General features: G+C 72.4%; 11 protein-coding genes and 2 pseudogenes. 4 read left to right on the top strand and 9 right to left on the bottom strand.

Annotated features, from left to right (window positions below; genetic code table 11):
• The first annotated feature begins 10 nt into the window (after positions 1-10).
• Complete coding sequence (locus tag ACYVHU_RS22040) at positions 11-775, top strand: HAD-IIA family hydrolase (protein WP_078763743.1); 765 nt, start codon at positions 11-13, stop codon at positions 773-775.
• 85 nt (positions 776-860) lie between these two features.
• Here the strand turns inward: ACYVHU_RS22040 and ACYVHU_RS22035 are convergent, their stop codons facing one another.
• Positions 861-1,244: an RNA polymerase-binding protein RbpA gene (locus ACYVHU_RS22035; RefSeq protein ID WP_078763742.1), complete on the bottom strand. Its 384-nt coding sequence runs from the start codon at positions 1,242-1,244 to the stop codon at positions 861-863.
• A gap of 333 nt (positions 1,245-1,577) precedes the next feature.
• Here ACYVHU_RS22035 and ACYVHU_RS22030 point away from each other — a divergent pair, with 333 nt between their 5' ends.
• Positions 1,578-3,128 carry a cytochrome P450 family protein gene (locus tag ACYVHU_RS22030; protein ID WP_498949420.1) on the top strand — a complete coding sequence of 517 codons (1,551 nt, stop codon included), beginning with the start codon at positions 1,578-1,580 and terminating at the stop codon, positions 3,126-3,128.
• Between the two features lie 28 nt (positions 3,129-3,156).
• Here the strand turns inward: ACYVHU_RS22030 and ACYVHU_RS22025 are convergent, their stop codons facing one another.
• Both ACYVHU_RS22025 and ACYVHU_RS22020 read right to left on the bottom strand, forming a co-directional pair.
• A complete protein-coding gene (locus ACYVHU_RS22025) occupies positions 3,157-5,136 on the bottom strand; it encodes an APC family permease (RefSeq protein ID WP_078763740.1) in 1,980 nt (659 codons plus the stop codon).
• Positions 5,137-5,503: 367 nt separating this feature from the next.
• A complete protein-coding gene (locus ACYVHU_RS22020; RefSeq protein WP_078763739.1) occupies positions 5,504-6,355 on the bottom strand; it encodes a helix-turn-helix domain-containing GNAT family N-acetyltransferase in 852 nt (283 codons plus the stop codon).
• An 89-nt stretch (positions 6,356-6,444) separates the two neighbouring features.
• Here ACYVHU_RS22020 and ACYVHU_RS22015 point away from each other — a divergent pair, with 89 nt between their 5' ends.
• Together ACYVHU_RS22015 and ACYVHU_RS22010 are read left to right on the top strand one after the other, a co-directional pair.
• A complete protein-coding gene (locus ACYVHU_RS22015; protein ID WP_498949419.1) occupies positions 6,445-7,779 on the top strand; it encodes an NAD(P)/FAD-dependent oxidoreductase in 1,335 nt (444 codons plus the stop codon).
• Between the two features lie 259 nt (positions 7,780-8,038).
• Positions 8,039-8,376 (top strand): annotated as a pseudogene (locus tag ACYVHU_RS22010) (hypothetical protein); the annotation flags it as partial.
• Positions 8,377-8,394: 18 nt separating this feature from the next.
• Here the strand turns inward: ACYVHU_RS22010 and ACYVHU_RS22005 are convergent.
• The 6 genes and pseudogenes from ACYVHU_RS22005 to ACYVHU_RS21980 all read right to left on the bottom strand — a co-directional run bounded on the left by ACYVHU_RS22005 (position 8,395) and on the right by ACYVHU_RS21980 (position 14,572).
• Positions 8,395-9,445: pseudogene (locus ACYVHU_RS22005) on the bottom strand (ArsO family NAD(P)H-dependent flavin-containing monooxygenase).
• A 161-nt stretch (positions 9,446-9,606) separates the two neighbouring features.
• Positions 9,607-10,038 carry an arsenate reductase ArsC gene (locus ACYVHU_RS22000; RefSeq protein WP_200813548.1) on the bottom strand — a complete coding sequence of 144 codons (432 nt, stop codon included), beginning with the start codon at positions 10,036-10,038 and terminating at the stop codon, positions 9,607-9,609.
• Positions 10,039-10,058: 20 nt separating this feature from the next.
• Positions 10,059-11,147 (bottom strand): ACR3 family arsenite efflux transporter, encoded by a 1,089-nt coding sequence (gene arsB, locus ACYVHU_RS21995; protein WP_078760754.1) that lies wholly within the window; start codon positions 11,145-11,147, stop codon positions 10,059-10,061.
• The gene (locus tag ACYVHU_RS21990) at positions 11,147-11,425 is read right to left on the bottom strand and encodes an ArsR/SmtB family transcription factor (protein WP_200813562.1); all 279 of its coding nucleotides are present in this window, start codon (positions 11,423-11,425) and stop codon (positions 11,147-11,149) included. The genes arsB and ACYVHU_RS21990 overlap by 1 nt, the downstream gene beginning before the upstream one ends.
• A 1,637-nt stretch (positions 11,426-13,062) precedes the next feature.
• Positions 13,063-13,791 carry a 4'-phosphopantetheinyl transferase family protein gene (locus ACYVHU_RS21985; RefSeq protein WP_078760756.1) on the bottom strand — a complete coding sequence of 243 codons (729 nt, stop codon included), beginning with the start codon at positions 13,789-13,791 and terminating at the stop codon, positions 13,063-13,065.
• Position 13,792: 1 nt separating this feature from the next.
• The gene (locus tag ACYVHU_RS21980) at positions 13,793-14,572 is read right to left on the bottom strand and encodes an SRPBCC family protein (RefSeq protein WP_144390000.1); all 780 of its coding nucleotides are present in this window, start codon (positions 14,570-14,572) and stop codon (positions 13,793-13,795) included.
• Between the last annotated feature and the right edge of the window lie 4 nt (positions 14,573-14,576).

The following is a 14,576-nucleotide window of genomic DNA, read 5'->3' as shown; positions in this document are numbered from 1 at the left end:
GAATTACCTGATGGACATGGACGGTGTACTCGTCCGTGAAGAGCACCTGATCCCCGGGGCGGACACGTTCATCGCCGAGCTCCGCGCGGCGGGGACCCCGTTCATGGTGCTGACCAACAACTCCATCTACACCCCGCGCGACCTGCGCGCCCGGCTGCTGCGCACGGGGCTGGACATTCCCGAGGAGTCCATCTGGACCTCGGCCCTGGCCACCGCCAAGTTCCTGGACCAACAGCGTCCCAACGGGTCCGCCTACGTCGTCGGCGAGTCCGGGCTGACCACGGCGCTGCACAGCATCGGCTACGTGCTGACCGACCGCGACCCCGACTACGTCGTGCTCGGCGAGACCCGCACCTACAGCTTCGAGGCCATCACCCGGGCCATCCGGCTGGTCGAGAACGGCGCCCGGTTCATCGCCACCAACCCCGACGAGAAGGGGCCGAGCCGGGAGGGGCCGCTGCCGGCCACCGGGGCGGTCGCCGCGCTGATCGAGAAGGCGACCGGACGGGCCCCCTACTACGTCGGCAAGCCCAACCCGCTGATGATGCGTTCGGCGCTGCGGGCGCTGGGCACCCACTCCGAGAACACGCTGATGATCGGTGACCGCATGGACACCGACGTGCGTTCCGGGCTCGAGGCCGGTATGCACACCATCCTCGTGCTTTCGGGCATCTCCACGTCGGCCACCGCCGAACTGTTCCCCTACCGGCCCACCCTGGTGCGCGACTCCGTCGCCGACCTGGTCGGGCACACCGACGACCCGTTCGGCAGCTAGGCGCGCCCGACATCCGCCCCGGGATGTGAAGCGCGAGGGCCGGTGCCGACCAACTGGTCGCCACCGGCCCTCGCGCGGTTGTGGATCAGGCGCTCTGCCGCTGCCGGGTGAGAGCCTCCAGGTGTTCCTGCTCCTCCTTGCGCCGGGCCCGCAGAAGCTGCAGGCGCTCGGCGAGGACCTCCTCGAGGTCTTCCATGCTGCGGCGTTCCAGGAGCATGTCCCAGTGCGTACGTGTGGGCTTCGTCTTCTTCTGCTGCGGCTGCTCGCCGTCGACCATGAGGGCGTTGTCGCCGCAGAAACGACACTCCCAGTTCAGCGGGATCTCGGCTTCGGTCGCGAAGGTGACGGAGAAGCGATGACCCCGGGGGCAGTCATAGGTGACCTCCTGGCGCGGTGCCAGGTCGGTGTTGCGGTCGTTCTCGTAGCTCGTCGCCCCGAGTCGTGTGCCGCGAAGTGCTCGCTCGGCCATCGTTTACGTGCCTCCAGGCGCTCTTGCGGTCTCCGGTGGGTGTAACACGTCGATCCGTCTCAAGATTCCCCTCACGCCAGTAATCCAATCGTGCGATAATAGAGGGTCGGGTCGTTGATGATGCCTCTGCGTGCGTCGTCGCGGCGTCCTTCCTCGTCCTCACGGGGGATTTCCACCCTCGAAGATCTCGCACGCGCGTGAAGCCTTGGTGAATTCTTTGCGCCGGAGTGAGGACCCGATGTCCGGTTGTGTTGCACACCGGCCGCGGCTGCGACTTCTCCCCGAAACAATCGGCGCCTAGCCTCTGTCACTTCCCCGACAGAGGAGCGCTTCGTGAGACATCGAGCCAGTCCCGTCGGCCCGACACCCGCCGGCCCCGCGCCCGCGGATCCCTCCCTCCCGCACGCGATGCCCCCGTCGAGCGGCGTCGCCTCCACCGATGCACCGGGGCCGCTGGACACCCACCGGTCGTGGGCGCGGCTACGAGCCCGTTTCGGCGCGGTGGCCCCCGTGGAGGTCGCCCCCGGCCTCGACGGGTGGCTTCTCCTGGACTACCACGAGAGCCTGACCGCTCTACGCGACTCCGCCCTCTTCTCCACCGACCCCCGCCACTGGAAGGGCGGGGACGGGCAGGGGCAGGCGCCACCACCCGTGGCCCCGCGCATCGGCGCCCCACCCGGGGACGGTCCCCGACACCGCAGGCTGCGCGCACCCCTCGGCGATACGGTCGCCGCCCTGTCAGGCCAGCGGGCCGCCCGCGGCGTGCGCGAAATCGCCCACGGGCTGATCGACGGGTTCGCCTCCACGGGACGGGCCGACCTGGTGGGGGACTACGCGGTGCCGTTGACGGGCAGGGCGCTGGGAGGGCTGTTCGGCCTGAGCGGGGTCACCGGGGAGACGCTCGTCGACCTCCTCGCCCAGACGTACGGAGGTGACGGGCGGGCCGGTCGCGTGGCCGCCGAACGGATCCGCGCCTACCTGTCCGCGCTCGTCGCCTCCCGGCGCGCCGGCCCGGGCGGCGATCTGGTCTCGCGGTTGCTGTCCCATCCGGCCGGGCTCGACGGGGCGGAGACGGCCGACGCCCTCGCGCTCCTGCTCGACACCGGCTACGAGTCCACGGTCCACCTCATCGGCAACGTCCTTCGGGTCCTGCTGAGCGACGCCGAGGTCGCCTCGGCCTACCGCGGGGCCACGCTCCCCGCCGGGGACCTCATCGACCACGTGATGTGGGTGGCCCCGCCGCTGCGGGTCTCCACCGGCCGCTTCCCCCGGCGCGACCTGCGTATCGGCGACGCTCGGATCAGGGAGGGGGAGGCGGTCCTCATCGGCTTCGCCGCGGCGCACACCGATCCGGCGGTCGGCGGCCGGGCCGATGGACGCCGCTGCGTCAGCGACCTCGCCGGCAACCGCGCCCACCTGATGTGGGGCGCCGGACCGCACGGCTGCCCGGCTCGGGGGCTGGCCCGCGACATCGCGGTGACCGCGGTCGACACCCTGCTCGACCGGTTGGCGCTGCCACGCCTGGCGATCGACCCGCAACGGTTGCGCCCCCACCCCTCGCCGTCGGCGCACGGCTGCGCCGAACTCCCCGTCCTCTTCCGGCCCGAGGCGCCCAAGGTCGCGCCGCCGCCCTCCGCGGGACGCCGGCGCGCCCTGCGTTTCCTTCGGCCGCCCCGCTCCACCGGCGCCCGCTACCAGGCTCCGGGCGCCCGGACGGGCGACGACCCCGCGCAGCCGGAACCCGCTTCGACCCCGCCACGGGCGGGACGCCCACGCCCCACCGGGGCGCGCTACCACGTCCCGGCCCCCACCGGCGAGCACCCGCCCCAGGACCCGTTGGAGGCCCTCGTGCGCTGTTGGCGGCCGGAGGAGGACTCCCCGTGAGGGGACCCCGGTCGAGGGGAGACCTGGGTCAGCCGACGTGGATGTGGGGGCGGTAACGGGGATCGTGCTCGGCCTCGCGCAGCACCTCGCGGGTCACCGGGGCGGTGTCGCCCTCCCCGAACAGCACGTAGCGCGCCAGGTTCACCAGCGGGCTGACCTCGGTCCACTGGAAGTAGCAGTGCGGGTTGCGCCCGGTCGCGTCGCGTAGGCACAGCAGGATCGCGGCGAGGGCGTTGGGGACCACGGGGCTGTCGGCCCGCAGGATCCGGTGCCCGTCCACCTCGACCCCGCGGACCCGCAGCACGCTGCTGAACTCCGAGGGGTCTTGGACGGTGATCTCCAGGAAGAGGACCCGGGCCCCGACGGGGATCGGATTGAGGAGACGCTGCTCCCGTTCCTTGGCGCGGTACTCCTCGACCGTCCCGCTCTGCCGTTTGTTGGCGATGATGTGCAGCGGGCCGTACCGGCCGGCGTCGACGATGAACCGCCGCGCGGCGTCGTCGAACTCCAGGCTGTCGGCGCGCAGCTCGGTGCTGCGGATCACCCGTGAGACCAGCGAGATCACGATGATCCCGGCGATGAACATCAGCGAGATCGCGATCCCGTCCGGTTTGAGGACGACGTTGTCCAACAGCGCGTAGCCCAGGACGGCCGCCAGCAGCGTGAAGCCGGCCACCGCCCGGCGCCGCCCGTCCCGGCGCGCGGCCAGGGCCACCGCGACCGCCGCCGACAGCATCATCGCGAGGATTCCCGTGGCGTAGGCGCCGGACTGGGCGTTGACGTCGGCGTCGAACAGGACCGTGATGACCATCGCCACCACGGTGTAGACGAGGACGACAGGCCGCACCGCCTGCCCCCAGGCGGGCGCCATGCCATAGCGGGGAAGATAACGCGGCACGATGTTGATCAGACCGGCCATCGCCGAGGCCCCCGCGAACCACAGGATCAGGATCGAGGAGATGTCGTAGACGGTGCCGAACGCCTCCCCCAGGTAGGCGTGGGCCAGGTAGGCCAGGGCGCGCCCCTCGGCCCGGCCGCCCTCCTCGAACTCCGCGGGAGGAATGAGCGCGGCCGTGACGAAGGTGGTCGCCAGCAGGTAGACGCTCATGATGAGGGCGGCGGCGGTCAGCATCCGCCGGGTCCCGCCGACGCGGTCGCGCAGGCGCTCGCGCGCGGTGACGCCGTGCGCCCGCACGAGCGGCATCATGCTCACCCCGGTCTCGAATCCGGACAGGCCCAGCACCAGCATGGGGAAGGCGAGCAGCGCGGTCAGCGCGATGCCGGCGGGGCCGCCACCGCCCGAGGCCAGCAGGGCCGTCGTCCACTGCTCCAGCGACCCCGGGACGGCGACCATGTGGCGCACCGCCGCCACCACCACGAGCGCGTTGAGCAGCAGGAAGGACGCCACCACCGGGATGGCGATCATCACGGCCTCGGTGAAGCCGGCGAGGAACACCGCGCCCAGGACGGCCAGCAGCACCAGGGTGATCAGGACACGCTGGTCGCGCAGCGGCTCGGGCAGCAGTGGATTTTCCACGATATGGGCCGTCGCGTCGGCCGATGAAAGCGTGATCGTGATGATCCACGAGGTCGCGACGAAACCGATCAGGCACAGCACGAACAGCTTGCCCCGCCACACGGGCAGCAGCCGTTCCAGCATCGCCACCGACCCCTGACCGTTGGGGCTCTCCGCGGCGACCCTGCGGTACATGGGCAGCATCCCGCCCAGGGTGAGGAGCACGATCAGCAGCGTCGCCAGCGGGGACAGGGCGCCGGCGGCCAGGGCGGCGATGCCCGGAAGGTAGCCCAGCGTGGAGAAGTAGTCCACCCCGGTCAGGCACATGACCTTCCACCAGGCGTAGCGCCGGCCCGGCCGCTCCCGGGCGATGGGGCCGGGAACCTCGTCGACGCGGTTGTGCAGCAGCCAGCGCGCCATCCGCCCCGACGGGGGACGGGAGCGGATCGCGCTCTCCCACCGTCGGGGCATCCCGGCCGGCCGTGTGTCCATGCGACGTCGCTCCTCACCGTGGGACCGGGAGGTCCCCGATGAGCCCCTACCCGTGTCGGTGCGCGGAGCGACACGGCCGCCGGCCTTTCCCCGGGAGGGGGACGGCCCGGCCGCGGCGCAGGTGGCCTCGGTTCCGCCGCCGGGGGAACGCGGAAGGCGTCGGCCGTCCGGGCGGCCTGTGTGCCGGCTCGCCGGGCCGGCGGCCCGCTCGCCCGAGGGCGTGGGGCAGGGCAGGGAGCGGGCGTGGGATTCTCCGACGGGCTCGTGGCGGACCTCGCCGCCGCGCGGGTGTCCTTCGGACGGGACAGGGCCGGGGAAGGCGGCCGGGCAGACCTCGACAGCTGGGCCGGGGGAGCGGGGCGACCGCTCAATCGTCGGCGCGGCGCTCCAGCAGCACGGTGTCGCGCCAGACGCCGTCGAGGCGGGCGATACGTTCCCGGACGCCGACGGTGCGGAAACCGGCCGAGTGGTGGAGGGCGAGGCTGGTCTTGTTCTCCGGGAAGATCACCGCCTGGAGTGTCCACAGGCCCGCCGCGTCCGCCTCGGTGACCTGGCGGTGCAACAGGGCCTTCCCGACCCCGCGCCCGCGGGCGGAGGCGGCGACGTAGACCGAGGTCTCGGCGACGCCGGAGTAGCAGGAGCGGTCCGAGACGGCGGTGAGGGCGGCCCAGCCGGAGATCTCGCCGTCGACCTCGGCCACCCAGCGATGGCCGGGCAGCCATTTGGCGTCCAGGACGGTGGCATCGGGGACGTCGGTCTCGAAGGTGGCGGCGCGGGTCGCGATGCCCTCGGCGTAGATCCGGCGCGCGGCGTCGAAGTCGGCGGAGCGCATGGCGCGCACGGTCACGTCGGCGGGCAGGTCGGTGGGGCAGCAGGGGCGTGCCGTCAACAGGCCCATGACGGCGTCGGCGGCGTGCGGCAGGCCGGTACAGCAGGCGGGGTTGATCGCGACGAGGGTCGAGGTGCCCCGCCTGGTGAGGGTGACGAAGCCGGCTTCGGCGAGTTTGCGCAGGTGGTGGGAGACGGTCGGCTGGCGGATGTCCGTGGCCGCGGCGAGGTCGCCCACGCTGATCGGGGCGGTCCGGGTGGCGATGATGTGCAACAGCCGTACCCGCATCGGCTCGGCCAGGCAGGCGAACCAGGAGGCGTAGGTCGCCGCGTCGGTGGCGTTCAGCGTCGGGGTGGGCGCCGCGATGGTGGAGTTCGTTGTCGCCGTCATGCCCTCATTATCGACGATGATCGATGGTTGCTTTCATCGATATTCGTCGATATGTTTCCATCGACGCGCATCGATCAAAGGGGAGTGGAATGGACGAGCGACAGCCGGTGGTGGTCATCGGCGCGGGACCGGTCGGGCTGGCCGCGGCGGCCGAGATCGCCGAAAGGGGACTGCCCGTGCTGGTACTGGAGAAGGGGAACACCGCGGCCAGCGCGGTGACCGAGTGGGGACACGTGCGCCTCTTCTCGATGTGGCGCGACCTGGTGGCCCCCGCCGCGGGACGGCTGCTCGCCACCACCGGATGGCGGCGCCCCGCCGACGACGGATACCCGACCGGAGCGGAATGGGTCAGCGCCTACCTGGAACCGCTCGCCGCGGCCCTGGGGGAGCGGGTCCGCCTCGGCGCCGAGGTGACCGGCGTGACCCGAAAGGGCCGCGACCGGGTGGTCGACGCCGACCGCGCCGACCGGCCCTTCACGCTCCGGGTGCGCGGCGCCGACGGGGAGGAGATCGTGGAGGCGCGCGCCGTGATCGACGCATCGGGCACGTGGGGCTCGCCCAACCCCCTCGGCGGCGACGGCCTGCCCGCCCTGGGCGAGGGGGCCGCGGCCGGCCACATCACCTACCGGATCCCCGACCTGACCGAGGAGGCCCGGCGTTCCCGCCACGCGGGCAGGACCACCGCGGTCGTGGGCAGGGGACACTCGGCCCTGACCGCGCTGGTGGCCCTGGCCGACCTCGCCGAGCAGGAGCCCGGGACACGAGCGGTGTGGGTGGTACGGCGCGACGGGATCGGCGACGCCTTCGGCGGCGGCGCGAACGACCAGCTCGCCGCCCGCGGCGCCCTGGGCCGGAAGGCGAGAAGGGCCGTGGACTCCGGCCACATCACCGTCGTCACCGGCTTTCGCATCCAGAGGGCGCGGCTCGAGAACGGCGGGGTCGTCCTGGTCGGCGACGACGGGCGCGCCCTCGAACCGGTCGACGAGGTCGTCGCGCTGACCGGCTTCCGCCCCGACCTGTCCTTCCTGTCGGAAATCCGCCTGGGGCTCGACACCACACTGGAGGCGCCGGTGGACCTGGCCCCGCTGATCGACCCCAACGTGCACTCCTGCGGCACGGTCTACCCGCATGGCGCGGCTGAGCTCTCCCACCCCGAACGGGACTTCTACGTCGCCGGAATGAAGTCCTACGGCCGCGCCCCCACCTTCCTGGCCCTGACCGGCTACGAACAGGTGCGCTCCATCGCCGCCGAACTGGCCGGCGACCACAGCGCCGCGGCCCGGGTGGAGCTCGTCCTGCCCGAGACCGGGGTGTGCGGCGGTAGCGGACTGTTCGACGCCTCCCCGGTCCAGGAAGGGGAGGGGTGCTGCGGTCCCTCCGCGGTGGGGACGGTGGACGCCGAGCGGGCACTCCCCCTGGCCTGACGCCGGCGCCGTGGCACGACGGTGCCGTGGCGGGGCGTGGACGTCCCCCGGTCTCCCGGGGACGATCCCGTGGGCCGGGGAGCGGCCGTGCGGTGTGCCCGCTCGGAGCCGCCGGACGCCCGTCTGGCCGGGACCCCGGCCGTCGAGGCGGGAAGGAGCGGCGGGGCGCTGCTCCTCCCCGCCTCATCCGGGAAGCGTGGTGCTCGGCGGATCCCCGCCGGTGGCACCGGACGGAGGCGGCGCCGGGGCTGGATCGTTGATGGGGGTTTCTGGATCTCCCGCGGACACGGCGAAGGGCGTCGAGGGTCGGTGTGCGCCGACCAGCCTTGACGCCCTTCTGAGTGCCCTCTCCGTCCACCTGGACGACCAGTCCCGCCTTCGCGCGGACAACCCGTCAAACGCGGCCCCGACCGGCTGCTCACCGACGCCGAACCGGTCTGCGTCGCGGTGGCCCAGGTCCTGCTACGCCATGACTCCAAGCGTCACTGGATACGCGCCGCCCCCGCCCGTATCGGCCACCTCTTGCCCCGCCGGCCAGACCCGTCCGAATACGACCCTCACCCGCGCGATCCGGGACCAGCCCCACGCACGGCAGCGATCCAGCGGCCGCGGCCATCACGTTCGGGGGGCGGCACCGGACTCCCGCAGTTCGGCGCCGATCCGCGCGACCGCGCTCTTGGCGCCGCGCCCGACGCCGATCAGGGTGGCCGAGGCCGTCCCGGTCCAGTCGCCGTAGCCCACCAGGTGCAGGCGGGGCTCCCTTCGGCTACGGGTGCCCTCGACCTCGACCCGACCGCCCGGACCGCGCACCCCCAAAGGGCCCAGGTGGGACAGGACGGGACGGAACCCGGTACACCAGATCACCGCGTCGAAGTCGCGGTGGGTGCCGTCCGGCCACAGCGCACCGGAGCGGGTGAGACGGTCGAACATCGGCTCCGCCCGCAGCACGCCCCGCGCGCGGGCCTCCCCGACCTCGGGCACCACGACGATGTGCCCGACCACACCGCCGGCCCCGTTGCCGCGTCGAACAGCACCCGTCCGTCCACGTCGTCGGGGAGCAGGCGTGGGGGCGCCGGGTGGCCCACACCGTCTCGGCGACGCGGGAGACGTCGGCGAGGATCTGGGCGGCGGAGTTGCCCCCGCCCACGACCAGGACCCGTTGCCCGCGGAAGTCGGCGGCGCGCCGGTAGCCCACCGTGTGCAGCTGGAGCCCGCCGAACTCGGCACGGCCCGGATAGGCCGGGACGAACGGGGCACGCCACGTGCCGGTGGCGCTGACGACCCGACGCGCCCGCCAGGTGGCCGTGTCGGTTTCGACCGTCAGCCACTCCTCGCGCGCGCGTACCGCGCGCACTCGCACGGGACGGCGTACGGCGAGCGCGTACCGCCGCTCGTAGGCGGCCAGATAACGCGCCACATGGTCGGCGTCGGGGTAGTCCCGGCCCTCCTGGCGGGGCATCCACCAACCGGGCAGCACGCTGTGCTCGGCGGGCGAGAACAGCCGGAGCGATTCCCAGTAGTGCCGCCAGGAGCCGCCCGGAGCGTCCTCGGCGTCCAAGATGACGTAGTCCAGGCCCGCGCGACGCAGGAAGTAACCGACGGCCAGTCCCGCCTGGCCTCCTCCGACCACCACCACGTCGTGGAGACGGCCGTTGACGTTCGGCATGGAGGGTTCCTCGATCAGTCCGGACCCGGGCACCGCCTCCCACCCGGAGGCGCGGCGGCCGAGTCCTCGTCAGATGGCGAAGGGGCGCGGTCCCGGCCCCGACCGAGCCGGGACCGCGCCCCGAACCGGGGCGTCCTCCGCCCACCAGGAGCGCGGACGGGTCAGGAGACGCCCAGGTCGTGGAGCAGGTCCCTGACCCGACGGCCGATCTCGTCACGGATGGGACGCACCGCCTCGATGCCGAGTCCCGCGGGGTCGTCGAGCCGCCAGTCGAGGTAGGTCTTTCCGGGAAAGACCGGGCAGGCGTCGCCACAGCCCATGGTGATGACCACGTCGCTGGCGACGACCGCGTCGGCCGTGAGCACCTTGGGGCGTTCGGCGGTGATGTCGACACCGATCTCGGCCATCGCCGCCACCGCGACCGGGTTGACCTCAGCGGCGGGCGCCGAACCGGCGGAGCGGACCTCCACCGCGTCTCCGGCGAGGTGGCGCAGCCACCCCGCGGCCATTTGGGAACGCCCGGCGTTGTGGACGCAGACGAAGAGCACGCTGGGGACGTGGGACAAGGGGATCACCGTGTTCCTGGTAGTCATGGGTGGGAGCGGGCGGCCGGTCACCGCCGGACGTCGACGGCCCCGCGGGAGAGCCGGCGCCGCCAGGCCAACGAGACGTGGACCAGGCCGATGAGGACGGGCACCTCGATGAGGGGGCCGACGACACCGGCGAGGGCCTGACCGGAGGTCACCCCGAAGGAGGCGATGGCCACGGCGATGGCCAGCTCGAAGTTGTTGCCGGCGGCGGTGAAGGCCAGCGTGGCGGTGCGGTCGTAGGGCAGCCCGATGGCCCGGCCCAGGACGAAGGAACCAAACCACATGACGACGAAATAGACCAGCAACGGCAGCGCGACGCGTACGACGTCGAGCGGGTTGGCCGTGATGGTGCCCCCCTGGAGGGCGAACAGCAGCACGACGGTGAACAGCAGCCCGTACAGCGCCCAGGGGCCGATCCGGGGCAGGAACACCGTCTCGTAGCGGTCGCGGCCCATCCGCCTCTCACCGATGCGGCGGGTGAGGTAGCCGGCCAGCAACGGGATACCGAGGAAGACCACCACGTTGAGGGCGATCTGCGTGGCGGAGACGTCCAGGCCGCCGGTGTCCAGGCCCAGCCAGCCGGGAAGCAGGTCGAGGTAGAACCATCCCAACGCGCCGAAGGCGAGCACCTGGAAGACGGAGTTGAGCGCGACCAGGACGGCGGCGGCCTCGCGGTCGCCGCAGGCCAGATCGTTCCAGATGATGACCATGGCGATGCACCGGGCCAGCCCGACGATGATCAGGCCGGTGCGGTACTCGGGCAGATCGGGCAGGAAGAGCCAGGCCAGGGCGAACATGACCGCGGGACCGATGAGCCAGTTGAGCACCAGCGAGGAGACCAGCAGCCGCCTGTCGCGGGTGACGGTGTCCAGGCGGTCGTAACGGACCTTGGCCAGCACCGGGTACATCATGACCAGCAGGCCCAGCGCGATCGGCAGTGAGATGCCGCCGACCTCCAACGCCGCCAGTGCCCGGTCCAGGCCGGGGACGAGATGGCCCAGCCCCAGGCCGGCCGCCATGGCCAGAAGGATCCACAGGGCGAGGAAGCGGTCGAGGAAGGACAGCCGCCGGGTGAGCGCGGCCGTGGACACCGAGGTGTCGGTCGCGGACATCAGCAGGGCCTCCGGACGTCGGCGCTGGAGCGGGCGGTGGCCGCGAGGGCGGAGAGCTTCTCCGACAGCGACTCCAGGACCTCGGGGCGCAGCCGGTAGTAGGTGTAGCGACCGCAGGGCTCGGTCTCGACCACGCCCGCCTCGCGCAGTACCCGCAGGTGGTTGGAGAGGTTGGTCTGGCGGGCCCCGGTCTCGGCGATCAGGTGGGTGGTGCACAGGGTCTCGTGGGCGAGCAGGGACACGATCTGGAGCCGGAGCGGATCGGCCAGTGCCCTCATCACATCATTGTCCGCTGATATCAGCATGGAGTGATCTTCTCTTCTCTCCGGCCCGATCGCAAACCGCGGCGGCGGGGGCGCCTCCCGTCCGACCGCCGCCTCACGCGGCGAGACGGCGGCCGCGCTCCACGGCCCGGACCCGGTGGGCACCGAGGGAGTGAGGATGTTCACCCGCGCGTCGCCCGCGGACCGGGGTCTGCCCGCGGGCGAGAGACCGTCTTGGCCGTCGCCGGACAGCCCTCCCTGGTGTCGAGTCCAAGGCCCACGGACCCGACCGGGGCGCTCGGCGTGGCGGAGTCCGTCGACGCGGTGTCGCAGAACGGCCAGGCGCGGTATCGCGACAGGACCGCATCCGCCCCGTCCACCTGATATGACGTGAAGGGAGAGCCGCAGCCCTGGGGCCGGCGCGAGGCGCGCCCTCCCCACCGCCGAGTCCGTGGCACCGCGCCACAAGATGGCCGGGCGGGCCGTGGAGGAGGAATGGCGCGCGTCGAGGCCCGTGGACCGGCCGACTCGGGGCGCGACGACCGACGACGTTCCGCGGGGGAGCGGCCGTCCGCTCGCCCTTCGGGGAGGGCGGCCATGCACAGCCGACCGATGATGTCCAGGGTCGTCGGTCCCACGACGACTTTTTCATGTGTTCATACGAAACACCGCCGTTTTCGCGCAAGAGCGGGACGCCGCCCCTACTGTCAGTTTCGGGTGGCTCGCGGATCCCCCTCCCCGTGAAGACCACCCGTGGGCGTGTACGCGGCCGGCGTGGGCCGCCTGCGCCCGGCCGGTCCCGGCGATCGATCCCCCCTCTACGTCGGGACCGGCCCCAGCCTTCCCCGCCGGTCTCCTCCCATCGCAGGTGTGGCCGCCCCCGCGTCCGGGTGTGCGGTCCAGGCGACGTCGCGCGGCCGATGACCACGGCCGGCCGGCTGACCAGCGTGAATCTCGCCGGACAGGGGGAACGCGGGAGGGAGGCGGACGGACACCGGACGGAGGATCGGCAAGACGGTCGGAGTGGCGACGGCCGGTCTGCTCGGAGGTTTTCCCGTTGCGCGGGCTTCTTTCCGAGGACGCCGAAGACACGGGGTCCCCGCGATTCGACCGGGTGATCGGGAGCAGACCCACGGCGCCGATCCGGGTGCTCCCGCGCGCCGCCGATATCGGCCTAGCGTCGCGGCGCGGGATGGGAGAGCGGTGAGGACGGGGCCGTCGCCTCCCCGTCGGAAGCCCTTGGGAAAGACGCCCCCGGCACCGCCGCGCGGAAAGGACACCGGCCTCGGGCACACCACGGTCGCGGGAGCGCCTCCCCCTCGGCCGCTCCTTCCGCCAGGGTGTCCCTTGCACACGCCGGGACGGTCGGCCCGACAGCGCCGTGTCACCCGCCGTTCCCCGCCGCCCGCACCGTCGGAATCGTCACCCCCCACCTACCACGTGCTCGCGCCACGAACGGGAGGTGGGAGCCATCGGGCTGTCCGACGAGGCGACCGCCCGATCGGCCGGTGTCGAGCCCGGCCACGGCGAAAACCCATGTGAGCCGCATCCCGTCCACGCCGGACACGGGGATCGGGCACGGTTCGTCGGCATCGCCTAGGAGACCGGCCCGGCCGGGCTGAGCGGACAATGGACCCGAGAAGCGTCCCTCCTCAACGGGCGGCGTCGAGCCTGCTTCCGCCGTAGTCGACCACCAAGGGGATGAAGCGAAGGGACAGGCCCACAGGGAGCGCGTGCAGGGACGGCCTGTCCCGTCGCCGATTCCCCTGGTCGGAATCGACCACCACCGCCCCCGCCAACCGGTCGTCATGGCTCAGGGAGAGGACGAACTCCCGACCAGAGGCGGAACGGGCCACCGGAGCCCCCGAATCGGCGACCCCCCACGACAGGGGACGGGGCCGGCCCAGCAGGCGGGCCGCGTCCGCGGCGGCGGCCCGGGCAGCCGCGGACGCGGCCCGCCTGCGCGCCCCACGGTCGGTCACCTCCCGCAACGGACGCAGGGCGACGGCGCAACGCGCGGCCAGACCGCCACGCAGCACGACGGTGACGGCGTGCCCACCCACGACCGTGCTCGCCGACCACCACGGGGCGAGACGGTGGGCGTCCCCGGCCGAGGGAGGCAACCGGACCCCACCGGGCCACGTGGGGCCGGGACAGACCTCGGCCCCACGCCAGCCCACACCGTCGAATCCGCTTCCCAACGCCTTGAGGACGGCCTCCTTGACCGTCCACAGACGGGCGTAACGGAGAGGAGAGCCCTCTGCCCAGGACATCTCCTCCCGGGTGAACGCGGTGGCGCAGACCGAAGGGGTACGGGTAATCCGGTCACGCCAACCACGTATGGAGCTGATGTCGATGCCGACGAGCGCTGGAGCGGACACCTCACCCCGTCAGGGCGAGCTGGTGCCGACGCTCACATTCGCGCTTGAAGGCCGCCAGGTTCTCGGAGGAACCACGATCGATGTTGCCGCGCACCAGCTCGGCGGCCTCCTCGGGGGTGTAGCGGCCGGCGATCCGGCCGTCCACCGCCGCGCGGAAACGGTAGTCGTGGGTCGCGACCAGCTGGGTGCCGCCGTTGCGATAGGGGAAGAGCCGCCACTCGCCGGTCATCGTCTCAAACAGGGGGGCCTCGTCCAGGCGGCGGAAGGCGATGACACGGTTGGCCAGATCGATGTCACGACGGGTCAACCACGTCTGGGTCTGGCCGTTCTCCTGTGAGAGTCGGCGGACGACCTGGTAGTCCTCACCCTCTTCGACGAGGGTGGACTCCAGGGTCGAGGGGAAGAGCCGGGCATAGCCCTCGACGTCGTAAAGGACCTCCCAGACGATTTCGAGCGGAGCGTCGATCGTCACCGAGTGTTCGGTGTGGTACATGGGGCGGTCGGCTCCTTCGGAGGTGGACGCGGAGTCGCCGGAGGGGGGTTCCTCCAGCAACCGGACAAGGTCGGAGACGGTACGCGCCCCCTTGAGCGTCTTGCCGTCGACGCGGCGGCCGCTTCCCGCGGTCACCGACGCCGCGATCTCCACCAGTTCGGTCGAATCGATGTCGAGTTCGGCCTTGAGGTCGGTCTCGGGGCGGATCTTCGCCGCGTCGATGTCCAGCGCGACGAGGGCGCGGTGCACCTTGTCGTAGACGCTGTTTCCGGACGTGCACTGGGTCATTCGG

This window comes from Marinactinospora endophytica (genome assembly GCF_054780875.1).
This window is presented reverse-complemented; position numbering and strand designations above follow the sequence as displayed.

Excerpts from the sequence above, each read along its gene's own strand:
- ACYVHU_RS22040 (WP_078763743.1), top strand. The coding sequence starts at position 11 with ATGGACATGGACGGTGTACTCGTCCGTGAAGAGCACCTGATCCCCGGG.
- ACYVHU_RS22035 (WP_078763742.1), bottom strand. The coding sequence starts at position 1,244 with ATGGCCGAGCGAGCACTTCGCGGCACACGACTCGGGGCGACGAGCTAC.
- ACYVHU_RS22025 (WP_078763740.1), bottom strand. The coding sequence starts at position 5,136 with ATGGACACACGGCCGGCCGGGATGCCCCGACGGTGGGAGAGCGCGATC.
- ACYVHU_RS22020 (WP_078763739.1), bottom strand. The coding sequence starts at position 6,355 with ATGACGGCGACAACGAACTCCACCATCGCGGCGCCCACCCCGACGCTG.
- ACYVHU_RS22015 (WP_498949419.1), top strand. The coding sequence starts at position 6,445 with ATGGACGAGCGACAGCCGGTGGTGGTCATCGGCGCGGGACCGGTCGGG.
- ACYVHU_RS22000 (WP_200813548.1), bottom strand. The coding sequence starts at position 10,038 with ATGACTACCAGGAACACGGTGATCCCCTTGTCCCACGTCCCCAGCGTG.
- arsB (WP_078760754.1), bottom strand. The coding sequence starts at position 11,147 with ATGTCCGCGACCGACACCTCGGTGTCCACGGCCGCGCTCACCCGGCGG.
- ACYVHU_RS21990 (WP_200813562.1), bottom strand. The coding sequence starts at position 11,425 with ATGAGGGCACTGGCCGATCCGCTCCGGCTCCAGATCGTGTCCCTGCTC.
- ACYVHU_RS21980 (WP_144390000.1), bottom strand. The coding sequence starts at position 14,572 with ATGACCCAGTGCACGTCCGGAAACAGCGTCTACGACAAGGTGCACCGC.